Source organism: Pseudooctadecabacter sp. (genome assembly GCF_965657175.1).
Lineage (GTDB): Bacteria > Pseudomonadota > Alphaproteobacteria > Rhodobacterales > Rhodobacteraceae > Octadecabacter.
Genome location: NZ_CBFHNH010000009.1, coordinates 24,719 through 45,441 on the forward strand (window position 1 = coordinate 24,719; position 20,723 = coordinate 45,441).

Consider the following 20,723-nt stretch of genomic DNA (forward strand, 5'->3'; position numbering starts at 1 on the left):
CGACCAGCAAAAAGGGCGGCCCCGAAAGGCCGCCCCCGTTTTGCTTTGCAAACCCGTTCAAGGCGCCCATCGCTTCTTTGATGCGACTGCGGCCTTGCTGCGGGCATCACAAATCCAAAGGATTTGTGATTACATCATGCCGCCCATGCCGCCCATGTCGGGCATGCCGCCGCCGGCAGCAGCGCCGTCTTTGGCAGGCTTGTCGGCAACCATGGCTTCGGTGGTGATCAACAGACCAGCAACAGAGGCCGCGTCCTGCAGTGCAGTGCGCGTCACTTTGGCAGGGTCAATCACGCCGAACTTGAACATGTCGCCATATTCTTCGGTCTGCGCGTTGAAACCGAACGCCTTGTCGTCGCTCTCGCGGATTTTGCCTGCAACCACAGACCCGTCCACGCCGGAGTTCTCAGCGATCTGACGCAGAGGCGCTTCAAGCGCCTTGCGCACGATGTTGATGCCGATCGTCTGGTCGGAGTTGGAGCCCTCAAGGCCGTCCAGTGCTTTGCCAGCCTGAACCAGAGCAACACCACCACCCACAACGATACCTTCTTGCACGGCCGCACGGGTCGCGTTCAGGGCGTCGTCAACGCGGTCTTTGCGCTCTTTCACTTCGATTTCAGACATGCCGCCCACGCGGATCACGGCAACACCGCCTGCCAGCTTGGCAACACGTTCTTGCAGCTTTTCACGGTCGTAGTCGGATGTCGTCTCTTCGATCTGACCACGGATCTGTGCCACGCGGGCCTCGATCTCGGCCATGTCGCCGGAGCCGTCCACGATTGTGGTCTCGTCCTTGGTGATGGAAACGCGCTTGGCGGAGCCCAGCATGTCCATGGTCACGTTCTCAAGCTTCATGCCCAGATCGTCGGAAATCACCTGACCACCGGTCAAAATGGCGATGTCCTGCAGCATGGCTTTGCGACGGTCACCAAAGCCTGGCGCCTTCACAGCTGCGATCTTCAGACCACCGCGCAGTTTGTTGACGACCAGCGTGGCCAAGGCCTCACCGTCGACGTCTTCTGCGATGATCAGCAGGGGCTTGCCGGACTGGATCACGGATTCAAGCAGGGGAACCATTGGCTGCAGGGAAGACAGTTTCTTCTCGTGCAGCAGGATGATGGCATCGTCCAGCTCGGTCGTCATCTTGTCAGGGTTGGTGACAAAGTAAGGGGACAGGTAGCCGCGGTCGAACTGCATGCCTTCGACGACGTCTGTTTCTGTTTCCAGACCTTTGTTTTCTTCAACGGTGATCACACCGTCGTTGCCCACACGCTGCATGGCGTCTGCAATCTGGCCACCGATGGCTTCTTCGCCATTGGCAGAGATGGTGCCGACTTTGGCCACTTCTGCGCTGTCCGCAACCGGACGGGCCGCTGCAACAATCGCTTCAACCACGGTGGTTGTTGCCAGATCGATGCCGCGCTTGAGGTCCATTGGGTTCATGCCAGCAGCAACGGCTTTCATGCCTTCTTTGACGATGGCTTGGGCCAGCACAGTTGCGGTTGTTGTACCGTCACCGGCTTCGTCGTTGGTGCGGGAAGCAACTTCCTTGACCATCTGCGCGCCCATGTTTTCGAACTTGTCTTCCAGTTCGATCTCTTTGGCGACAGATACACCGTCTTTCGTGATGCGCGGAGCGCCGAAAGACTTTTCCAGAACCACGTTGCGGCCTTTGGGGCCCAGTGTCACCTTTACCGCGTCGGCAAGGATGTTGACGCCACGCAGCATTTTGTTGCGGGCATCGGTGTCGAATTTGACGTCCTTAGCAGCCATATTCTTTCTCCAGTATGTCTTGGGTTAGTGCGAAAATTCGGGGGCGTCCGCTTAGGACAGCGTACCCAGAATGTCGCCTTCTTTCATGATCAGCATCTCTTCACCGTCGACGGTGATTTCTGTGCCGGACCACTTGCCGAACAGGATGCGGTCGCCAGCTTTGACGGACATCGCGATCAGCTCGCCGCTGTCTTTGCGTGCGCCTTCGCCCACAGCAACGACTTCACCCTCGGAGGGCTTTTCTTTTGCAGTGTCGGGGATGATCAGGCCGCCAGCGGTCTTTTCTTCGCCTTCTACGCGGCGAACCAGCACGCGGTCATGAAGCGGTGTAAAAGCCATATCAGGAGCTCCTTAGCTTATAATTTCAGGTTGACCTTGCGGGGTGCAGGGCCGCTATCACTCACTCATGTTGAGTGCTAACGGCGGATAGTTAGGCAAGCAAATTGGACGAGTCAACAACCAGATTGAGAAATTCCAACAGGGTTTTGCGCAGCAGCTTTACCCCACAGGCGCAGCGGTCTTCGCGCCCGTTGCGATATCCATGGGTATTTGGCTTGTGCCCGCCACCCAAAGTGATTTTCAGATCGGTCTGAAAGACACCCATCTGCGCACAACTCTGGCGCGAAAAGGGCGCGTTCCGCAACTTTCCGTCTTTCGTAAAAACATCACAAAAAACACTTGATCGGTGGTTTTTGCCCAGTCTATCCCTGCCCCACCTAAGAAAGAGAGCGACATGACGAAAGGATTTTTCACCCGAGCCTGCTGATGCAGCCCCGTCGGTCGCGCGCGCCCTTTGGCGCCATTTCTATCCCTCAAACCTCACCCGTTTTTGGACCCTTCTTAAGGATGCCCCACATGCAAAATCTGTTTTACGTCCCGCCCCATCAGCCGCGCGACACGCACCCCCGCACCATCGGCGTGCGCCATGTCATCAAGCGCAATGCGCCCACGCGCCTTGATCTGGGGGCGGTCCATCCCGCCGCTGATCCATCGGCCATTGATATGGGCCTTGTCACCTATGGCGACATTGCACCGGACCCAGCCCTTGGCCCCGTCATCACCACCCTGCCCCGCGTCTCTTTTCGGGTCCGCGTTGGCGGATGGATCACCCGCTTGGGTCAGAAAATCGCAGGCGACCTGCCGCACCCCTTAGGCCAACCTGTCTGATCAGACGGGTTGGCCGCCCTCGTTTTTGGGCCTGTGTCTTTGGGCTTGCGCAATCGCCAAAGGCACCTACTCTTCACGCACCTGCCAACCCGAAGGGACGCCCCCATGCTCAGACTGATTGCCCTGTTCATCGTCCTGCCCATGATGGCCGCAGCCCAATGTGTGGGCCCCAGTTTTATAGATGATCTTAGCACCGCTGACCGCGCGGCACTGAATGCCCGCGCCGCAGCCACACCTTTTGGCACTGGTCTGGAATGGACAGCCCAGCGCGACGGCGTGACAATCACCATCGTGGGCACCATGCATCTGCCTGATCCACGTCATGAGGTTCTGCGCGCCGTGATGCGCCGCCCGCTGTCGCAGGCTGATCTGCTGCTGGTTGAGGCCACTTTGGACGACCAGACCGACCTGCAACGTTACATGGCGGACAACCCCGACCTGCTGGCCATCACCACCGGCCCCACCCTGCCGGAACGGTTGGACGAGGCCACGTGGGACGCCATCCGGCAGGCCGCCGCCGACCGGTCCATTCCGAGCTTCATGGCCGCTAAGATGCAGCCGTGGTTTTTGACCATGACCCTTGCCCTGCCGCCCTGCGCGATGCTGGCCATGGCCCAAGGCGGGGCGGGATTGGACACGCTTTTGATGCAGGATGCCGCCGATCTGGGCGTGCCCACCGCCCCCTTGGAACCTTGGCAGGACACCTTTGCGCTACTGTCGGGCGGTACATTTGACGAACAGATGGCCGCTTTGCAGATGGCCCTAATCGACGCGGACGACCAAAACGCGCTGATCGTGGCCCTGACCGAATTCTATTTCGCCGGAATGACCGCCCACAGCTGGCACATCGCGGGGTTCACTCACCAGCTGTTGTCGGACGACATCGACAAAGCGACCTTTGACGCGCAAATGGTTCAGATGGAACAGGACTTGCTGGTCACCCGAAACCGCAACTGGATACCCGTGATCGAAGCGGCCGCCGCCGAACATGACCGCATCGTCGCGGCCTTCGGTGCGGCGCATCTGATCGGACAGGACGGCGTTTTGGCGTTGTTGGACCAAAACGGCTGGGTGGTCACCCCCCGCGACGCTTTCTAAACGTCCCCCCAATCGGCCAGCGCCGTGTGGCCGGCCGTGCTTAACCCGTAGACGCCCTTTTCGACCTTCTCAAACCAACCGTAGTGGTTTTCGCGCATGATGCGGGTGGCCACCGGCACCTCGGCCCATTCGGCCACCTTCGCGCCCTTGCTGGCGCCATGCACCGCCAAAAACCGTGCGCATTTCAACGCGTCCTGACGATAGCCGGTGACGATCCCGTGGCGCGTGGCACCGCCTGCGTTGGGGTCCCCCTCGAGGCGGTCAAAGGCCCGCAACAGCTGGGTCTTTTTCTTCTTCAGCCGTTTGGCCGCATAGGGCCCCGGATCGGCCAAAGCCTCCACAAAGCCATCGCGCAACCGCACGGTCAGCACGCCCAGCCCCAGCCGCCGCGCCAGTTTGACGTTGTTGCGCAGCGCCTTGGTCTTGCCGCCTGCGGGCACGGCCACATAGACGTCTTCGGTCACCGCCAGCCGGTCTATCCCCTGATGAAACAGCGCCAGTGAAAACCCCAGCTTTAACTCCACGATCACCAGATCATCGCCGCGCCGCCCCACCACATCTGCGGCCCCGACCTCCCCTTTCACGTCATAGCCCTGACGCTGCAAATAGGCCTTCACGGGCGGATAAAGATCGGCTTCCTTCATAGCCCGCACCTTGCGCCAGCAGGGTCGGCACGGCAAGTGTGGCGGAACGTCTGTCCCGCGCGAAAGTTAGACCCTTATGGATCTGTTCATCGTCATCGCTGTTGTGTCTGCAGCCCTTGTCGGGGGTGCGCTTTGGGGGGCCTACGGCACCCTGCCCCGCAGACTGGAGGGGTTTTTGATCGCCATGGCAGGCGGTGCCTTGATCGTCGCGGTGGTGGATGAGCTGATCAAACCCGCCAGCGCACAAATCGACCTGCCTTGGCTTGTTCCGGCGGTCCTTGCAGGGGCGGTGGTGTTTGTGGCCCTCGACACATGGGTCGATTCACGCTTTGGCAACGACAACGGCGGCGGGCTGCTGCTGGCCATCACCCTGGACGGCATTCCTGAAAACCTGGCGCTTGGGGTCGCGCTGATCTCAGCCGGTGCACCGGAGGTTGCGGCCCTTGCAGGTTCGATCATGCTGTCAAACTTGCCCGAGGCTGCGGGCGGCGCACAGGCCATGCGCAAATCCGGCCTATCAAAGATCAAGACCTTGGGCATCTGGACAGCCACCGCCGCCATGCTGGCCGCCGCGGCATGGGCTGGAAACGCTTTTCTTCAAGATGTCCCGCCAGAAATCCTCGCCCTGATCCGCGCCTTTGCGGCAGGCGCCGTGGTCGCATCCCTCGCCACAGAGGTTTTCCCCAAAGCCTACCGTCAAGACAGCAATCAAACAGGGATCGCCGTGACATTGGGCCTGATCCTGGCGTTCTGTCTGGGCACCTTGGGCGGCGCATAGCAGCCCTGCAACGACGCCCCCGTGACAAGGGGCCTGCCCCCTCCTATAAGGCGCGCAAACGCTAACCCCATAGGTGATTTTCATGACCACACTCGTTTTCGGCCACAAGGCCCCCGATACTGACAGCTTGGGTTCCGCCCTGATCTGGGACTGGTTCCTGAACCACACCGGAACCCCCGCCGCAGCCCGCCTGTTGGGCACCCCCAATACCGAAGCGGCCTTCGTAGCAAAACGTTGGGGTTTTGACGAACCGGCGATCATTGCAGACGTCGAAGACGATCAGGATTGCGTCATCGTCGACACCAACAACCCGGCTGAACTTCCCGCCAACATCAACAACGCCAATGTCACCGCCATCATTGACCACCACAAACTGGTCGGCGGTCTGGAAACCAAAGGCCCCATCGACATCACCGTGCGCCCCTTGGCCTGCACCGCGACGATCATGTACGACCTGATGGGCGACCAAGCGGCCCATATGCCTGATGCGATCAAGGGCCTGATGCTGAGCTGCATTCTGTCCGATACGCTCGAATTCCGCTCCCCCACGACGACCGATCGCGACCGCGATCTGGCCGTGGCACTGGCAGGCCAGCTGAACCTGGCAATCCCTGAATACGCGGGTGACATGTTCGCCGCCAAATCCGACGTTTCTGCCTTCTCGGATGCAGAACTGCTGCGCATGGACAGCAAGGAATATGAAGCCTGTGGCACCAAATTCCGCGTCTCCGTTCTGGAAACAACGGCCCCCGCGATCGTCCTGGACCGCAAGGCATCGATCATGGACACGATGACAACTGTCGCCCAAGAAGACGGCGTCGATCAGGTCCTGCTGTTTGTTGTAGACATCCTTAACGAAGAAGCCACCATGCTGATCCCCAATGATCTGACCAAAACCGTGGCCGAAAAATCCTTCGCCGCCGCCGTGACCGGCGACGCGGTCGTCCTGCCCGGCATCATGAGCCGTAAGAAACAGATCATCCCGGCCCTCAAGGTCTGATCAAACATCGCCCCGCGCGCGCCCTGACGGGACGGCGGGCGGGGCGTTTTGGCCAACGGCCAAGAGCGTCGACCCGTCCGTCCCAGAAGGAATGTCCCATGCCCCAGATCATCACCGCCTTCTCTGAAATCTCGACTCAATACGACGTGGCTTTCGTGGACCTGTGGGGCTGTATCCACAACGGCCTGACTCCCTTCCAAGACGCCGTCGCCGCCATGAAAACGTACCGTGCCGCAGGGGGCACTGTGGTGCTTGTAACCAATTCGCCCCGTCCGTGGGACAGCGTGGCCAAACAGATCACCGATATGGGCGTGGACCCAGACAGCTGGGATGCCATCGCCACCTCTGGCGACAGCGCGCGGGCGGCGATGTATCGCGGCATTGTGGGTCAGAAAATCTGGTTCATGGGGGAAACGCCGCGTGACGACGACTTCTTCAAACCCTTGTCCATCATCGAAAACCCAGTCGACATCCAAAAAGTCCCGCTGGAGGAGGCCGAAGGCATCGTCTGCTGCGGCCCTTTCGACACGCAGGCCGATCCGGCGGTCAATCGCCCCGAATTTCTCTATGCCAAGACCAAGGGGCTGAAACTGCTCTGCGCCAACCCCGACATCATCGTCGATCGGGGTGAGACGCGCGAATGGTGCGCGGGCGCGCTGGCCGCACTTTACACCGAAATGGGCGGGGAAAGCCTTTACTTCGGCAAGCCCCATCCCCCCATCTACGATCTGGCGCGTCGTCGCTATGCCGCCCTGCCCCAGTCCATGAACGATCCACGCATCATCGCCATCGGTGACGGGATTCGCACCGACATTCTGGGCGGCCAGATGGAAGACATCGACACGCTTTTCATCACCGGCGGCCTTGCAGCAGCGGAAACGAAAACCGACATCCAACCGGATGAGGCCGCGCTAAACGCCTATATCGAAACGGAAAAAGTGACGCCGACTTATTGCATCGGCTTCCTGCGCTAGGGCAATCCACCCTTGACAGATGCTGCATCCGCAAAGTAATAAAATTTCAACCTACGCGGTGTAGGTGATTTTTTGTTACTTAAAGGATCGCACCATGCTCGACAATCAAGGCAATGACCCACGCGGCACCATCTGCATTGAAGACATCGAAATCGGCATGTCGCGGACCTTGCGCAAGATCATCACCGACCGCGACATCGAACTCTTCGCCGAGGTGTCGACGGACCACAATCCTGTTCACCTTGATGATGAATATGCGCAGGACACCATTTTTGAAGGGCGCATCGCCCATGGCATGCTGACCGCTGGCCTGATCTCTGCGGTGATCGGGGAACAGCTGCCCGGTCACGGCACGGTCTATCTGGGGCAGAACCTGAAATTCCTTGCCCCCGTGCGCCCCGGTGACATGGTTGAGGCCATCGTGACCGTCACCGACATGGACATCGCCAAACGCCGCGTGACCATGGACACCCATTGCGAAATCGACGGCAAAAAGGTCCTGAAGGGTGAGGCTGTGGTGCTGGCACCCTCACGCAAATTCGACTGACTTGCGCCCCTTGCGGGACCGCGCTAGGCCTTGCCCATGCGCATTATCCGTGACCCAGCGTTCATCGCACAAACCGACCGTGGCGCAGCTGCGGCCATTGGCAATTTCGACGGAGTGCATCTGGGCCACCAGGCGGTCATCGACCTGACGCGCAACGCTGCAAACGGCGCGCCTCTGGGCATTGTTACGTTTGAACCGCATCCGCGCGAATATTTTGCCCCCGACGCCCCGCCGTTTCGTTTGATGAACGCGGCGGCCAAGGCCAACCGCCTTGAAAAACTGGGGCTGGACGTGTTGTTTCAGGTGCCTTTCAACGACGCGCTTGCCGCGCTCACCCCGCGGGAATTTGCACAGAATATCCTGTCCGACATGCTCGGCCTGACCCATGTGGTCGTGGGTGAGGATTTCTGTTTCGGCAAGGACCGTGCGGGCAATGCCGATGATCTTCGGGCCTTCGGGGCGCAGATGGGCTTTGATGTGACCATCGCGCCGATGTTGGCCACAACGGCGGGCAACGTGTCCTCAACCGCGATCCGCCAAGCGCTGACTGACGGGCAGCCGCGTATTGCCGCACAAATGCTGGGCCATTGGCACCGCATCGACGGGCCGGTGATCACCGGCGAACAGCGGGGCCGCGAATTGGGCTACCCCACGGCGAATATGTCCATCGACGGACTGCATCCGCCCAAGTTCGGGGTTTATGCGGTGAAGGTCGATGTCCTCGAAGGGCCGCACGCGGGCAGCTACAACGGCGCGGCCTCCATCGGGGTGCGGCCCATGTTCGGGGTGAACACCCCGAATTGTGAGACGTTTGTCTTTGATTTCTCGGGCGATCTTTATGGCACCGAGCTGAGCGTGGCTTTGGTCGAATACTTGCGCGGTGAGGAAAAGTTTGACGGGCTGGACGCCCTGATCAGCCAAATGGACGCCGATTGCGCCCGCGCGCGGGACATTCTGGCCGATGTCTGATCCCATCGACAGAACCGGCCTGCGCCCTGATTTCTGGGCCAATATCCCCATGGACAAGATGACCCGGCCAGAATGGGAAGCACTGTGCGATGGCTGCGGCAAATGTTGCCTCAACAAGCTTGAGGATGAGGACAGCGGCGACGTCGCCCTGACCCGCGTGGCGTGCAAATTGCTCGATGACAGCACCTGCCGCTGTGCGGCCTACACCAACCGCCATGACTTCGTGCCCGAATGTATCGTACTGACGCCTGAAACGATCCAGAACCACATGTATTGGCTGCCACAAACCTGCGCCTACCGCCTGATCAGCGAAGGCCGCCCGCTGCTGCATTGGCACCCGCTTTTGACCGGCACGGCGCAATCTGTTCACGATGCCGGTGTCTCCGTCCAAGGGTTGACGGTGTCCGAGGCCAACACCCCCGACGACGATTGGGAAGATCACATCATTGAGGAGCCTGTGTAATGTTTTTCGCGTCAGACAATTCCGGTCCCGCCCACCCAGCGGTGATGGAGGCGATGATCCGCGCCAACGACGGCTACCGCTTTGGCTACGGGGCGGAGGCAGAAATGGACCGCGTGCGCACCGGCATCCGTGATCTGTTTGAGGCCCCCGAGGCCGCCGTCTATCTGGTCGCCACCGGCACAGCCGCCAATTCGATCGCCCTCGGCACCCTGTCGAACCCGTGGGAGACGATCTTTTGCACCAAGCTGAGCCACATCAACGAGGACGAATGCAACGCGCCTGAATTCTACTCAGGCGCCAAGCTGACCTGCGTGCCGGATGAAAACGCCAAGATGACCCCCGCGACCCTGCGCGCCACCATTGAAGGCGAGGAAACCCGTGGCGTCCACGGCCCCCAGCGCGGGCCTGTGTCGATCACGCAGGTGACCGAAAAAGGCACGGTTTATACCTTGGATGAGATTGCGGCGCTGACCGAAGTGGCCCGCGAATTCGGCCTCGCCACCCATCTGGACGGCGCGCGCTTTGCCAATGCCATCGTCACCTTGGGCTGCACCCCTGCAGACATGACGTGGAAAGCGGGCATTGATTGCGTGTGCTTTGGCGGCACGAAAAACGGGCTCATGGGGGTTGAGGCTGTCGTGTTCTTTGACCCCAAACACGCGTGGGAATTCGAACTGCGCCGAAAGCGCGGGGCGCATCTGTTTTCAAAGCATCGCTATCTGTCTACCCAGATGGAGGCCTATTTAGAGGGCGATCTTTGGCATGATCTGGCGACCAAAGCCAACGATGCAGGCCAGCATCTGGCGGACGGGTTGCGCGGGATGAATGCGGTGACCTTCCCTTATGACCCAGAGGCCAACCTGATGTTCTTTGAGATGCCCCGCAGCCTGCACCAAAAGGTTCGCGCCGCTGGCGCACAGTATTATCTGATGGGCGCTGAGGACGGCGAGGGGGACGAAATGGTCATGGGCCGTCTGGTCTGCGACTGGTCCGTTGGCCGCGAGGGCGTGGACGCGTTTCTGGCAGCTTTGAAGGCATAATCGCCCCACGATCGCCGCACCTATCGGCGCGACACCCGCGCGGCTTGGGTTGCGCCGTCAGGCGCAGGTCATGGCGCGGGCGACCTCGATGGGATGGGTCAGCGGCGCCATGTGATCGGCCCCGTCGATCACAGCGCGACGGGCCTGCGGGATACCCCGCTCTAGCCAGTCCAGAATGGCCGCAATGACCGGCTGGGTGCTGCTGCCTTCAATCAGATCCACCGGGCAGTGCACCTGGTCCAAGCGGTCCAATATACCGTGGACATCCTCCTCAATCGCGGGGGCAGCGGCAGGGATCAGATGGATCTGGTCGCGGATACGGGCGCGATTCTTTTCGGGCAGATCAGCCCAGGCAGGACCCGTACCCCACATGGAGGTAAAGACCGCAGATGCGGTGTCACGATCCTGCACCGTCATAGCCTCCACAAATGGCGCGAATGCGGTTTGGTGGGCGTCATACGCCGCAGTGCCACGGGCCGCCGCAAACATCACCGGTTCGATCAACGTCAGACGGCCGACCTTTTCCGGTGCATCCAGCGCAAGGCGCAGGGCGACGGTCGCCCCGAAGGAATGGCCGATCACATGGGTCGGCGCGTCGGTCAGCGCGCTGGCGACGGCCAAACTGTCGCTGTGGTAATCCTGCCCGCCCCATGCGCCCGATTTGCCGTGCCCCGGAAGATCGAAGAATGTGTTGGCGGCGTCCGGCAAAGCCTCCGCCAAGGGCATCAGGGACACCCCGCGCCCCAGCGAACAGTGGACAAACAAACGGGGCATCCCCTGCCCCGTTTGCGTCACCCAGATGTCTTGGCCTGCGATGTGGTGCAGCACCTAGAATTCGCCGGACAGGTGGCGATCCAGATCGTCAATACGGTCCTGCCCCCAGAACCGTTCATCCTTGTCCGAGATAAAGAACGGCGCGCCAAAGACGCCTTTGGCCACGGCCTCTTCCAGATTGCGGGCATAGGTATCCGCGCCCTCCAACATGCCGCTGTCGGCCAGCGCGGGATCAAACCCGGTTTCCTCAAGACAAGCGCGGATGACGTCGTCGTCCGCGATGTTCTTGTCGTCGGCCCAGCAGCTGCGCGTCAGGGCCTGCACCAGCGCCCCCACATTGCCACCTGCGTTCTGCGCGGCAATGATCGCATAGGACGACGGGGCCATATTGGTGGGCCAATGCGCGGGCTTCATGGTGAACGGCAGGCCGGTGACGATGGCACGGCGGCGCATGTCTTGCAGGCGGTATTCCTGCCGGTTTGGGTGGCGGTCTTTGGGGGGAATGCCGCCCGTGCGCCCGAACAGGCCCATGATGTCCAGCGGCTTGTAGGTCACGGTTGCGCCGTGCTTTTTCACCACCGCCTCAAACTCCGGTCCGGCAAGATAGGTGAAGGGGGAAATGGTCGCGAAGTAGTAATCAATATGTGGCATTTGGCTCTCCTAAATCGCCCCGAGATTTGTTGGTGGCAGGTTAGTTACGTGCTAGGCGGTGTCAACGTCACGAATCTGTCATCAATGGATCTGCCCCATGCCAAACCTGATCGAACCGAAGCTGATTTCCGGCAACGCGAACCAACCCCTCGCCAAGGCCGTGGCCAAGCGGATGTCCATGCACCGTGGCATCAACGTAGGTCTGGTTGATGCGCGGGTCGAAAGGTTCAACGACGGTGAGATTTTCGTCGAAGTGTTCGAAAACGTCCGTGGTGAGGACATGTTCATCATCCAATCCACATCGAACCCCGCCAACGACAACCTGATGGAGCTGTTGATCATCGCAGACGCCCTGCGCCGGTCATCGGCTGCGCGCATCACCGCTGTGATCCCCTATTTCGGCTATGCCCGTCAGGACCGCCGGTCCAAGGCCCGCACGCCCATCACTGCCAAGCTGGTTGCGAATATGTTGGTTGAGGCCGGGATCGAACGGATCCTGACGCTTGACCTGCACGCCACGCAAATCCAAGGCTTCTTCGATATTCCTGTGGACAACCTTTATGCCGCGCCGGTTTTCGCGTTGGATGCCATGCACCACTTCAAGGGGCGCGATGATGTGATGGTCGTGTCACCGGACGTGGGCGGCGTGGCCCGTGCCCGCGATCTGGCCCAACGGATCGGCGCGCCTCTGTCGATCGTCGACAAACGCCGTGGCAAACCCGGTGAAGTGGCTGAGATGACCGTCATCGGGGACGTCAAAGACCGCACCTGTTTGATCGTGGATGACATCGTCGATACTGCGGGCACCCTGTGCAAAGCGGCTGAGGTGCTGATGGATCACGGCGCCAAGGAAGTGCATTCCTACATCACCCACGGTGTGCTGTCTGGCCCTGCGATTGAACGGATCGACAAATCCGTGATGAAACATCTGGTCATCACCGACACGATCAAACCGACCGACGCGGTTCAGGCCTGCGACAAAATCCGCATCGTGCCCACGGCCCCGATGTTCGCGCAGGCGATCATGAACACATGGAACGGCACATCTGTGTCGTCTCTCTTTGACCACAACACGTTGCAGCCCATTTACGAAGGCATGTATTCCGGCAGCTAGGCGACCGCCCTAGTAGAGGTCCCATTCGTCGACCTGACGCAATTCCCCAGTGGCCTGCCAGGCCACGCGGACGCGTGCGATCTTGCTGTCGCCCCATGTGCGGAACACGATCGCAAAGCCGTCGCTTGTGACATCTTCGGCCTGCACATCGGCGCGGGCATTGGACCCGTTGGACATGTCAAACATGGACAAATTCGCCATCACCACGGGTGGCGCCCGGAAACTTTCGGAAAATTCCACATAGGCACGCACCTGTCGCGCGCCGTCGCCCGTCCACATGACGCCGTCATGTTCAAAGTCGGAAAACATCACGACATCGCCGTGATCGACCCCGATAAGATGGTTGCGCATTCTCTTCATGTTGTACCGTTGCCCGAAGGCGGTCTTCCCTATCCTGCCGATAGGTTAACCCCGAATTCCGGCAGAGATAAGCCAAATGTCGTTCAGGATTGTGCCAAAGGCCGCAAGCGCGCCACCAGTGGCACGATGACAAGCAGGAGTACCGCAGACATCAGGAAGGGCGCACCAGGCAGGTAGATCCCCTCGTCGTCCACAAAAGCCTCAAACGTGCCGGTCACGACCAGCGGGGCCAGAAACGCCGCAATAGAGGCAAGGGAGGCGATGACACCCTGCACCAGCCCCTGTTCGCCCTCATCCACCGTGTTGGAGGCCATAGCGGTGATCATCGGGGGTGTCAGATCAGACAAGGCCGCCAGCAGGATAAAGATAATGAGGCCGGTCACAGTGCTGATGAACCCGAACCCGACCATCCCGATGATCGCGGATGCAAGGCCGAATTGCAGCGTCCGAAATTCCCCGAACCGTTTGATGAAGACCGGCATCAACCCGCCCTGCACCAGCGCCAGCAAGATGCCATAGCCCGCCAGTGACATCCCGATATAAAGGGTCGACCAATTAAACAGCTCACGGGTGAAAAAGGCCCAAAGGGTCGGGTAAACCATATTGGCGAATTCAAACAAAAACAGGCAGATCAGCGGGATCGCAAGGCCGGGAATGCGGAACGCCTTGAGGATGGTTTTGAACGGGTTGAGGTCCCGACGTCCGAAGGCCCTGCGTTTTTCAGGCGGCAGGCTTTCGGGCAGGACAAACAGGCCAAAGACCACATTCAGCGCCGATATAGCGGCCGCGATCCAGAAAGGCGCGGTGATGTGCCATTCCGCAGCGATGCCCCCGATGGCTGGCCCCAAGACAAACCCGATGCCAAAGGCCGCCCCCATCATCCCGAACCGTGCCGCACGGTCAGACGCCGACGAAATGTCGGCGATATAGGCCGTGGCCGTTGTATAGGTCGCGCCCGCGACACCTGCCAGGATGCGCCCGATCAGCAGCACCCAAAACACACTGGCCAAGGCCATGATCACATAGTCCACAGCCAGCACGAACAGCGCCAAAAGCAATACAGGCTTGCGCCCGAATGCATCCGACAAACTGCCAATAATAGGCGCGAACAAGAACAGTGCACCCGCATAGGACGCCATAAGGACACCGCCCCAGAACGCGCCCTCCCCCGTGCTGCCTGCCCCTACGCGGTCCATCAGGTCAGGCATGATCGGAAAGACGATCCCGATGCCAATGGCGTCGATCATCAAGGTCGCGAGGATAAAAATATATGCACGATTGTTCATGGACCGACATGACGGCGTCCGCCTGCAAGAGGCAAGCCAAAATCGTGGCGTCGCTGAAATTCATCGATCAGCGGACGGCCCCTCTGCACCCAGCCGGAACTCCGCCGACAGCGCTTGCGAGGCGTCCTTGGTCAGCTGATGAAACGGCGCGGAACATGATCAGCCGCGTTTGCGTTTTGGGACTTTGCTCATGAAATCGGGGGGACGTTTGGCAACCCAGGCAAAAAACTTTGCCAATCGCGGGTGGGCGCGCAGGGCCGTGGGTGTGGCATAGTCGCGGGCCAGTTCGGCCTCGGACAGTGTTGCGTGGATTTCTTTGTGACAGATGTGATGAACAAGGACCGTCGGCCCACCCTTGCCCCCCTTCAGCTTGGGGATCAGATGATGCAGGCTTTGTGGAACACCGGGTGGAATGGGGCGCAGACACAGGGGGCAGACGGGATCATCGGACATGGTGAGTGAGGTAAGGTGCAGGCCCGATTTGTCGACCCGCAGCGATTGACCTGGCCCAAGTCAGAGGGCCGCCCCGGCCCAAAGTTTGACGGCGCTTTCCACGTCGACACGGGTCGGGCAATGGACCACGGGGCACGGGGCCCCCGTCACCGTGTTCTGGACCGTGTTGAAAGACTGCCGATCGCGACGCAGGCTGCGCCAAGCAAACCGCCACCCTGCGGCAATTTGATCCCGGTTGCCAGCGGGCAGTTCAGGCCGCGTGCGCCCCGCGTGGCGCACCGGACGCGCAAACAACCGCCAAGCACGGACCGGCAGCGGCGGATCAAGCGAGATCGCCAGATCAGCGCGCGGAAGCGCAAGCGGCAATACCGATGGGCCGCCTTCGATGATCCATGCGGGGGCTGCGACCTGTTGGGCGAGGTCCCTATCAATCGCGGCGCGGGGACGGGTCTGCCACTCTGTGGTCAGTTTAAAACTGTCGAACCGGCACAGTGGCACATCCGGTCGCGCAGTCTGCAACCGTGTGGCCAAGGTCGACTTGCCGGACCCATTGGCCCCCGTGATAATCACCCGCTGCATGGCAGTGGCCACACGAAAAAGGGCGCCCCGATTGGGACGCCCTTTGATTGGTATATCGGGACCAGGTCAGACACCTATAGCCCGCATCGCATCCACAAGGGTGTTGCGGATCATGTCCGCCTCATCCACGCCCTGCCCGCTTTGCTTGGCGGCCTCATAGGCTGTGTCTGCATCCGCGATCAAACCGTCCATGTATTCGCGGGTCACATCGCCCTTGGGCAATGCTTTCTCCGCCAACACAGACACGGCACCGCCGGTGATCTCTGCGAAGCCACCGGAGACGAAGTAATCGTCGGTGCCTTTGGCGTGGGTCACGGACAGAATGCCGGGGCGCAGGGTGGTGATCGTGGGGGCATGATCGGCCATGGCCGTCATATCCCCGTCCGCACCCGGGATCTGAACCTCAGTCGCGTCCAGGGACGCCAAACGGCGCTCTGGGCTGACAAGGTCGAATTTGAAGTCTGCCATGTGTGTGGCTCCTACTTCTTAATTAAGCTGCGTCAGCAGCCATTTTCTCGGCTTTGGCTTTCACTTCGTCGATACCGCCGACCATGTAGAACGCACCTTCGGGAAGGTGGTCATACTCGCCTGCGACAACGGCTTTGAAGGACGAAATCGTATCCTCAAGTGGAACCTGCACACCGTCAGAGCCGGTGAAGACCTTCGCCACGTCGAACGGCTGGCTGAGGAAACGTTCGATTTTACGGGCACGTGCCACTGCCAGTTTGTCGTCCTCGGACAGTTCGTCCATGCCGAGAATGGCGATGATGTCCTGCAAGGATTTGTAACGCTGCAGGATCTGCTGCACGTCAGTTGCAACCTTGTAGTGCTCATCCCCGATGATCAGCGGGTCCAGCAGACGGGATGTGGAACCCAGCGGGTCCACAGCCGGATAGATGCCTTTTTCGGAGATCGAACGGTCCAGAACGGTCGTCGCATCAAGGTGGGCAAAGGACGTGGCCGGCGCAGGGTCGGTCAAGTCATCCGCAGGCACGTAGACGGCCTGCACAGAGGTGATCGAGCCACCTTTCGTGGAAGCAATACGTTCCTGCATGGCACCCATGTCGGTGGCCAGTGTTGGCTGGTAGCCCACAGCGGACGGGATACGACCCAGAAGCGCGGACACCTCGGAACCGGCCTGTGTGAAGCGGAAGATGTTGTCGACGAAGAACAACACGTCGGAACCTGTATCGTCACGGAACTGTTCCGCAAGGGACAGTCCGGTCAGAGCGATCCGCATACGCGCTCCTGGAGGCTCGTTCATCTGGCCGTAGACCAGTGCGATTTTGGAGTCTGGCAGGTTATCGGGCACGATAACGCCGGATTCGATCATCTCGTGGTAAAGGTCGTTGCCTTCACGGGTCCGCTCACCCACACCGGCGAACACGGACACACCGGAGTGCACCTTCGCGATGTTGTTGATCAGTTCCATGATGAGAACGGTTTTGCCCACGCCGGCACCGCCGAACAGACCAATTTTACCACCCTTCGTGTAGGGCGCCAGCAGGTCGATGACCTTGATGCCTGTCACAAGGATTTCAGTCTCGGTGGACTGGTCTTCGAACTTGGGCGCTTCGCCGTGAATGGAACGACGGGCGTCGGTATCGACGGGGCCCTGTTCGTCCACAGGCTCACCGGTGACGTTCATGATGCGACCCAGTGTGGCGTTGCCCACAGGGATGGAGATTGGCGCACCGGTGTCGGTCACGTCCTGACCGCGGACCAAGCCCTCGGTCGCGTCCATCGCGATGGCACGCACGGTGTTTTCACCGAGGTGCTGCGCCACTTCGAGTGTCAGCTCTTTGCCATTGTTGTCTGTTGTCAGCGCGTTCAAAATCGCTGGCAGATCGCCATCGAACTGAACGTCCACAACGGCGCCGATCACCTGAGTGATTTTGCCATTTGCTTTTGCCATTTTCGTTTCTCCGGTTTCTTACAGCGCTTCCGCGCCGGAAATGATTTCAATCAGCTCGTTGGTGATGACGGCCTGACGGGATCGGTTGAATTCGATTGTCAGCTTGTCGATCATCTCGCCAGCGTTTCGTGTCGCGTTGTCCATGGCGGACATCCTCGCACCTTGCTCGGATGCGCCGTTCTCCAGCAGGGCAGAGAAGATCGCCGTGGCGACGCCGCGCGGCAGCAGGTCAGCCAAGATGGCTTCTTCGCTGGGCTCGTAGTCGTAAAGCGTGCCTTCGTCCGCTTCGGTGCCTTCGGGCACGGAGAAGGGGATGATCTGCTGGGCGGTCGGGATCTGTGTCACAACGTTCTGGAACTTCGCATAGAAGATCGTGGCGACGTCGAATTCCCCCGCATCAAAGCGGTTCAGCACGTCACGGGCGATGTCCTGCGCGTTGTCGTAGCCCACGCGCTTGACCTCAGAGAGGTCCACGTGACCGACAAAGCTGTCTTCCAGATCGCGGCGGATCGCGTCGCGGCCTTTCTTACCCACAGTCAGGACCTTTACGGTCTTGCCTGCTGCCTCCAGTTCAGCCGCATGGGAGCGGGCGAGCTTTGAGATGTTGCCGTTAAAGCCACCGCACAGACCACGTTCGGCTGTCATGACCACCAAAAGGTGCACTTGATCGGAGCCTGTCCCGCTGAGGAGTTTGGGCGCGCCCTCACCACCAGCAGCAGCTGCCAAGCCCGCCATCACCGCGTTGAACCGCTCCGTATAGGGGCGGGACATCTCAGCCGCATCCTGTGCCCGCCGCAGTTTTGCGGCGGCCACCATTTGCATGGCCTTGGTGATCTTACGGGTCGACTTGACCGACTCGATCCGGTTTTTAAGGTCTTTAAGGTTAGGCATGTGCCTGTATCCTTTCCCTTATGCGTAATCGGCGGCGAATGCGTCGAGAGCTGCTTTCACCTTATCAGCCGCGTCGCCTTTGATCTTTGGATCTTCGTTGGTGATCCAATCCAGAACATCGGCGTTGTTGGCGTGCATATGTGCCAGCATTGCGTCTTCCCACTTGCCCACGTCCGCCACATCGACGTTGTCGAGGTAGCCGTTGGTGCCAGCAAAGATGATCACAACGATTTCGGCGTTGGTCAGCGGCGAATACTGCTTTTGCTTCATCAGCTCTGTCAGACGGGCACCACGGGCCAGCAGGCGCTGGGTGGCGGCGTCCAGATCGGAACCGAACTGCGCAAAGGCAGCCATTTCGCGGTACTGAGCCAGCGACAGTTTCACGGGACCCGCAACCGAAGACATCGCCTTCGTCTGTGCGGAGGACCCAACGCGGGACACGGACAGACCGGTGTTCACAGCAGGACGGATACCCTGATAGAACAGTTCGGTTTCCAAGAAGATCTGACCGTCGGTGATCGAAATCACGTTTGTCGGAATAAACGCGGACACGTCACCACCTTGGGTTTCGATGACCGGCAGAGCCGTCAAGGAACCGGAGCCGTTGTCTTCGTTCAGCTTCGCAGACCGCTCAAGCAAACGGGAGTGGAGGTAGAACACGTCACCAGGATAGGCTTCGCGGCCTGGTGGGCGACGCAGAAGCAGGGACATCTGGCGGTAGGCCACAGCCTGCTTGGACAAGTCATCATAGATGATCAGCGCGTGACGGCCGTTGTCGCGGAAGTGTTCCGCCATGGCTGTCGCCGCATAAGGTGCGAGGAATTGCAGCGGGGCTGGGTCGGATGCTGTCGCGGCCACAACGATGGAATATTCCATCGCGCCGTTCTCTTCGAGCTTCTTAACCAGCTGTGCCACTGTGGAACGTTTCTGGCCAACAGCCACGTACACACAGTACAGTTTCTTGCCTTCTTCGTCGCCAGCGGCTTCGTTGTAGGACTTCTGGTTCAGGATCGTGTCCAGCGCGATGGCTGTTTTACCTGTCTGACGGTCACCAATGATCAGCTCTCGCTGGCCACGGCCAACGGGGATCATCGCGTCCACGGACTTTAGGCCGGTGGCCATTGGTTCGTGCACAGACTTACGCGGAATAATGCCCGGCGCTTTGACTTCGGCCACGCCGCGCTTTTTCGCGCCGATGGGGCCTTTGCCGTCCAGTGGGTTGCCCAGACCGTCAACAACGCGGCCCAGCAGTTCGTCACCGATTGGCACGTCAACAATGGCGTTCGTCCGCTTAACGGTGTCGCCTTCTTTGATGTCTTGGTCGGAGCCGAAGATAACAACACCAACGTTGTCAGTTTCGAGGTTCAGGGCCATGCCCTGAATGCCACCGGGGAATTCGACCATCTCACCGGCCTGGATGTTGTCCAGACCGTAGACGCGCGCAATACCGTCACCGACGGACAGCACACGGCCAACTTCTGCAACTTCGGCTTCCTGGCCGAAATTCTTGATCTGGTCCTTGAGGATCGCGGAAATTTCCGCAGCTTGGATCGCCATTATCGGGCCTCTTTCATGGTATTCTGGAGGGCAGCAAGTTTCGCTTTGATCGACGTGTCGATCATTTTGGAACCTACCTTAACGACAAGACCGCCGATGAGGCTTTCATCAACGGTCGCATTGATATTCACAGCAGAGCCGACGGACGCCTTGAGCGTTTTCGCCAACTTATCTGTCTGAGCTTTGGTCAGGGCCTTGGCAGAAACCACATCCGCGGTCACTTCGCCCTTTTCCGCCGCCAGCATGTCACGCAGGGATGCGATCATCTGGGGGACGACAAACAAACGACGTTTGGACGCCATCAGCGCCAATGTGTTTGTCATCATCTTGGAGAGTTTCATTTTCTTCGCAACGGCTGCGACAGCGGCGCTTTGTTCATCACGGCTATACAGCGGTGAAGAAATCAAAGTGCGCAGGTCATCGCTGCCCTCAAGGGCTGCGGCCAATGCGTTGATGTCAGTTTCAAGGGCTTTCAGGCCCTTCGCGTCTTTCGACAATTCGAAGACGGCGGTGGCATAGCGGCTTGCAATGCCGGAGGAGATCGAAGCTGGTTCGGACACGTCCACCCTTCCGATGTCATTGGCTGCTGGACCCCTTACGAAATAGGCCGTCCCTCAGCGCAGTCATGTCCCCCACAGGCGGGAGACGCCAAAATCAGGGCGGATGTAGCAGAGGGTTTGCGGTGGGGCA

25 protein-coding genes are annotated in these 20,723 nt (G+C 60.0%); 10 read left to right on the top strand and 15 right to left on the bottom strand.

The genetic code is table 11. The annotated features are described in order from the left end of the window. Positions 1–129: 129 nt before the first annotated feature. The 3 genes from groL to ACTG36_RS09390 form a co-directional block, all read right to left on the bottom strand. Positions 130–1,773, bottom strand: coding sequence for a chaperonin GroEL (gene groL, locus ACTG36_RS09380; RefSeq protein ID WP_439142106.1), 1,644 nt, complete (start codon positions 1,771–1,773; stop codon positions 130–132). Between the two features lie 51 nt (positions 1,774–1,824). Then, entirely contained in the window at positions 1,825–2,112 is a 288-nt protein-coding gene (locus tag ACTG36_RS09385; RefSeq protein ID WP_296420594.1) for a co-chaperone GroES, read from the bottom strand. A 91-nt stretch (positions 2,113–2,203) separates the two neighbouring features. Next, complete coding sequence (locus ACTG36_RS09390) at positions 2,204–2,377, bottom strand: hypothetical protein (RefSeq protein WP_439142108.1); 174 nt, start codon at positions 2,375–2,377, stop codon at positions 2,204–2,206. Positions 2,378–2,628: 251 nt separating this feature from the next. Here ACTG36_RS09390 and ACTG36_RS09395 point away from each other — a divergent pair, with 251 nt between their 5' ends. Beyond that, on the top strand, positions 2,629–2,940 hold the full coding sequence (locus ACTG36_RS09395) for a hypothetical protein (RefSeq protein ID WP_375280149.1): 312 nt from the start codon (positions 2,629–2,631) through the stop codon (positions 2,938–2,940). A 105-nt stretch (positions 2,941–3,045) separates the two neighbouring features. After that, entirely contained in the window at positions 3,046–4,038 is a 993-nt protein-coding gene (locus ACTG36_RS09400; protein WP_375280148.1) for a TraB/GumN family protein, read from the top strand. Here ACTG36_RS09400 and ACTG36_RS09405 read toward each other — a convergent pair. Next, positions 4,035–4,682 (bottom strand): DUF2161 domain-containing phosphodiesterase, encoded by a 648-nt coding sequence (locus ACTG36_RS09405; protein WP_375280147.1) that lies wholly within the window; start codon positions 4,680–4,682, stop codon positions 4,035–4,037. The two genes, ACTG36_RS09400 and ACTG36_RS09405, sit on opposite strands and share 4 nt — an antisense overlap. 76 nt (positions 4,683–4,758) lie before the next feature. On the opposite strand from ACTG36_RS09405, the gene ACTG36_RS09410 reads away from it, so the two are divergent. The 7 genes from ACTG36_RS09410 to ACTG36_RS09440 all read left to right on the top strand — a co-directional run bounded on the left by ACTG36_RS09410 (position 4,759) and on the right by ACTG36_RS09440 (position 10,453). Continuing rightward, positions 4,759–5,460, top strand: coding sequence for a ZIP family metal transporter (locus tag ACTG36_RS09410; protein ID WP_375280146.1), 702 nt, complete (start codon positions 4,759–4,761; stop codon positions 5,458–5,460). Between the two features lie 82 nt (positions 5,461–5,542). Continuing rightward, complete coding sequence (locus ACTG36_RS09415) at positions 5,543–6,460, top strand: manganese-dependent inorganic pyrophosphatase (protein ID WP_375280145.1); 918 nt, start codon at positions 5,543–5,545, stop codon at positions 6,458–6,460. Between the two features lie 98 nt (positions 6,461–6,558). Then, a complete protein-coding gene (locus ACTG36_RS09420) occupies positions 6,559–7,434 on the top strand; it encodes a TIGR01459 family HAD-type hydrolase (protein ID WP_375280144.1) in 876 nt (291 codons plus the stop codon). Positions 7,435–7,528: 94 nt separating this feature from the next. After that, entirely contained in the window at positions 7,529–7,981 is a 453-nt protein-coding gene (locus ACTG36_RS09425) for a MaoC family dehydratase (protein ID WP_375280143.1), read from the top strand. Positions 7,982–8,017: 36 nt separating this feature from the next. Further along, positions 8,018–8,950 carry a bifunctional riboflavin kinase/FAD synthetase gene (locus tag ACTG36_RS09430; RefSeq protein ID WP_375280142.1) on the top strand — a complete coding sequence of 311 codons (933 nt, stop codon included), beginning with the start codon at positions 8,018–8,020 and terminating at the stop codon, positions 8,948–8,950. Beyond that, entirely contained in the window at positions 8,943–9,413 is a 471-nt protein-coding gene (locus ACTG36_RS09435; protein ID WP_375280141.1) for a YcgN family cysteine cluster protein, read from the top strand. Before ACTG36_RS09430 ends, ACTG36_RS09435 begins: the two co-directional genes overlap by 8 nt. Continuing rightward, positions 9,413–10,453, top strand: coding sequence for a threonine aldolase family protein (locus ACTG36_RS09440; RefSeq protein ID WP_375280140.1), 1,041 nt, complete (start codon positions 9,413–9,415; stop codon positions 10,451–10,453). The genes ACTG36_RS09435 and ACTG36_RS09440 overlap by 1 nt, the downstream gene beginning before the upstream one ends. Positions 10,454–10,510: 57 nt before the next feature. On the opposite strand, the gene ACTG36_RS09445 is transcribed toward ACTG36_RS09440, so the two are convergent. Together ACTG36_RS09445 and ACTG36_RS09450 are read right to left on the bottom strand one after the other, a co-directional pair. Further along, positions 10,511–11,227 (bottom strand): alpha/beta fold hydrolase, encoded by a 717-nt coding sequence (locus ACTG36_RS09445; protein WP_375280139.1) that lies wholly within the window; start codon positions 11,225–11,227, stop codon positions 10,511–10,513. 54 nt (positions 11,228–11,281) lie between these two features. After that, a complete protein-coding gene (locus ACTG36_RS09450; RefSeq protein WP_375280138.1) occupies positions 11,282–11,878 on the bottom strand; it encodes a 2-hydroxychromene-2-carboxylate isomerase in 597 nt (198 codons plus the stop codon). 97 nt (positions 11,879–11,975) lie between these two features. On the opposite strand from ACTG36_RS09450, the gene ACTG36_RS09455 reads away from it, so the two are divergent. Then, a complete protein-coding gene (locus ACTG36_RS09455) occupies positions 11,976–12,992 on the top strand; it encodes a ribose-phosphate pyrophosphokinase (protein WP_375280137.1) in 1,017 nt (338 codons plus the stop codon). 9 nt (positions 12,993–13,001) lie between these two features. On the opposite strand, the gene ACTG36_RS09460 is transcribed toward ACTG36_RS09455, so the two are convergent. The 9 genes from ACTG36_RS09460 to ACTG36_RS09500 all read right to left on the bottom strand — a co-directional run bounded on the left by ACTG36_RS09460 (position 13,002) and on the right by ACTG36_RS09500 (position 20,593). Next, the gene (locus tag ACTG36_RS09460) at positions 13,002–13,352 is read right to left on the bottom strand and encodes an H-type lectin domain-containing protein (protein WP_375280136.1); all 351 of its coding nucleotides are present in this window, start codon (positions 13,350–13,352) and stop codon (positions 13,002–13,004) included. Positions 13,353–13,435: 83 nt separating this feature from the next. Continuing rightward, positions 13,436–14,638 carry an MFS transporter gene (locus ACTG36_RS09465; protein ID WP_375280135.1) on the bottom strand — a complete coding sequence of 401 codons (1,203 nt, stop codon included), beginning with the start codon at positions 14,636–14,638 and terminating at the stop codon, positions 13,436–13,438. Between the two features lie 159 nt (positions 14,639–14,797). Further along, complete coding sequence (locus ACTG36_RS09470; protein ID WP_375280134.1) at positions 14,798–15,091, bottom strand: HNH endonuclease; 294 nt, start codon at positions 15,089–15,091, stop codon at positions 14,798–14,800. Positions 15,092–15,151: 60 nt separating this feature from the next. Beyond that, positions 15,152–15,670 carry a DNA topology modulation protein FlaR gene (locus tag ACTG36_RS09475; RefSeq protein WP_375280133.1) on the bottom strand — a complete coding sequence of 173 codons (519 nt, stop codon included), beginning with the start codon at positions 15,668–15,670 and terminating at the stop codon, positions 15,152–15,154. Positions 15,671–15,736: 66 nt separating this feature from the next. Then, positions 15,737–16,138 (bottom strand): F0F1 ATP synthase subunit epsilon, encoded by a 402-nt coding sequence (locus ACTG36_RS09480; RefSeq protein ID WP_375280132.1) that lies wholly within the window; start codon positions 16,136–16,138, stop codon positions 15,737–15,739. Between the two features lie 22 nt (positions 16,139–16,160). Continuing rightward, complete coding sequence (atpD, locus tag ACTG36_RS09485) at positions 16,161–17,585, bottom strand: F0F1 ATP synthase subunit beta (protein WP_375280131.1); 1,425 nt, start codon at positions 17,583–17,585, stop codon at positions 16,161–16,163. Between the two features lie 18 nt (positions 17,586–17,603). Then, the gene (locus ACTG36_RS09490) at positions 17,604–18,476 is read right to left on the bottom strand and encodes a F0F1 ATP synthase subunit gamma (RefSeq protein ID WP_375280130.1); all 873 of its coding nucleotides are present in this window, start codon (positions 18,474–18,476) and stop codon (positions 17,604–17,606) included. A gap of 18 nt (positions 18,477–18,494) precedes the next feature. After that, the gene (atpA, locus tag ACTG36_RS09495; protein WP_375280129.1) at positions 18,495–20,033 is read right to left on the bottom strand and encodes a F0F1 ATP synthase subunit alpha; all 1,539 of its coding nucleotides are present in this window, start codon (positions 20,031–20,033) and stop codon (positions 18,495–18,497) included. Beyond that, positions 20,033–20,593, bottom strand: coding sequence for a F0F1 ATP synthase subunit delta (locus tag ACTG36_RS09500; RefSeq protein WP_375280128.1), 561 nt, complete (start codon positions 20,591–20,593; stop codon positions 20,033–20,035). Before ACTG36_RS09500 ends, atpA begins: the two co-directional genes overlap by 1 nt. Positions 20,594–20,723 lie beyond the last annotated feature (130 nt).

What these genes read in the sequence shown, in the direction of transcription:
- ACTG36_RS09475 (WP_375280133.1), bottom strand. Translation starts at nt 15,670, where the DNA reads ATGCAGCGGGTGATTATCACGGGGGCCAATGGGTCCGGCAAGTCGACC.
- ACTG36_RS09385 (WP_296420594.1), bottom strand. Translation starts at nt 2,112, where the DNA reads ATGGCTTTTACACCGCTTCATGACCGCGTGCTGGTTCGCCGCGTAGAA.
- ACTG36_RS09425 (WP_375280143.1), top strand. Translation starts at nt 7,529, where the DNA reads ATGCTCGACAATCAAGGCAATGACCCACGCGGCACCATCTGCATTGAA.
- ACTG36_RS09480 (WP_375280132.1), bottom strand. Translation starts at nt 16,138, where the DNA reads ATGGCAGACTTCAAATTCGACCTTGTCAGCCCAGAGCGCCGTTTGGCG.
- ACTG36_RS09440 (WP_375280140.1), top strand. Translation starts at nt 9,413, where the DNA reads ATGTTTTTCGCGTCAGACAATTCCGGTCCCGCCCACCCAGCGGTGATG.
- ACTG36_RS09455 (WP_375280137.1), top strand. Translation starts at nt 11,976, where the DNA reads ATGCCAAACCTGATCGAACCGAAGCTGATTTCCGGCAACGCGAACCAA.
- groL (WP_439142106.1), bottom strand. Translation starts at nt 1,773, where the DNA reads ATGGCTGCTAAGGACGTCAAATTCGACACCGATGCCCGCAACAAAATG.
- atpA (WP_375280129.1), bottom strand. Translation starts at nt 20,033, where the DNA reads ATGGCGATCCAAGCTGCGGAAATTTCCGCGATCCTCAAGGACCAGATC.
- ACTG36_RS09490 (WP_375280130.1), bottom strand. Translation starts at nt 18,476, where the DNA reads ATGCCTAACCTTAAAGACCTTAAAAACCGGATCGAGTCGGTCAAGTCG.
- ACTG36_RS09415 (WP_375280145.1), top strand. Translation starts at nt 5,543, where the DNA reads ATGACCACACTCGTTTTCGGCCACAAGGCCCCCGATACTGACAGCTTG.
- atpD (WP_375280131.1), bottom strand. Translation starts at nt 17,585, where the DNA reads ATGGCAAAAGCAAATGGCAAAATCACTCAGGTGATCGGCGCCGTTGTG.
- ACTG36_RS09465 (WP_375280135.1), bottom strand. Translation starts at nt 14,638, where the DNA reads ATGAACAATCGTGCATATATTTTTATCCTCGCGACCTTGATGATCGAC.
- ACTG36_RS09435 (WP_375280141.1), top strand. Translation starts at nt 8,943, where the DNA reads ATGTCTGATCCCATCGACAGAACCGGCCTGCGCCCTGATTTCTGGGCC.
- ACTG36_RS09430 (WP_375280142.1), top strand. Translation starts at nt 8,018, where the DNA reads ATGCGCATTATCCGTGACCCAGCGTTCATCGCACAAACCGACCGTGGC.
- ACTG36_RS09460 (WP_375280136.1), bottom strand. Translation starts at nt 13,352, where the DNA reads ATGAAGAGAATGCGCAACCATCTTATCGGGGTCGATCACGGCGATGTC.
- ACTG36_RS09450 (WP_375280138.1), bottom strand. Translation starts at nt 11,878, where the DNA reads ATGCCACATATTGATTACTACTTCGCGACCATTTCCCCCTTCACCTAT.
- ACTG36_RS09470 (WP_375280134.1), bottom strand. Translation starts at nt 15,091, where the DNA reads ATGTCCGATGATCCCGTCTGCCCCCTGTGTCTGCGCCCCATTCCACCC.
- ACTG36_RS09395 (WP_375280149.1), top strand. Translation starts at nt 2,629, where the DNA reads ATGCAAAATCTGTTTTACGTCCCGCCCCATCAGCCGCGCGACACGCAC.
- ACTG36_RS09420 (WP_375280144.1), top strand. Translation starts at nt 6,559, where the DNA reads ATGCCCCAGATCATCACCGCCTTCTCTGAAATCTCGACTCAATACGAC.
- ACTG36_RS09445 (WP_375280139.1), bottom strand. Translation starts at nt 11,227, where the DNA reads ATGCCCCGTTTGTTTGTCCACTGTTCGCTGGGGCGCGGGGTGTCCCTG.
- ACTG36_RS09390 (WP_439142108.1), bottom strand. Translation starts at nt 2,377, where the DNA reads ATGGGTGTCTTTCAGACCGATCTGAAAATCACTTTGGGTGGCGGGCAC.
- ACTG36_RS09400 (WP_375280148.1), top strand. Translation starts at nt 3,046, where the DNA reads ATGCTCAGACTGATTGCCCTGTTCATCGTCCTGCCCATGATGGCCGCA.
- ACTG36_RS09405 (WP_375280147.1), bottom strand. Translation starts at nt 4,682, where the DNA reads ATGAAGGAAGCCGATCTTTATCCGCCCGTGAAGGCCTATTTGCAGCGT.
- ACTG36_RS09410 (WP_375280146.1), top strand. Translation starts at nt 4,759, where the DNA reads ATGGATCTGTTCATCGTCATCGCTGTTGTGTCTGCAGCCCTTGTCGGG.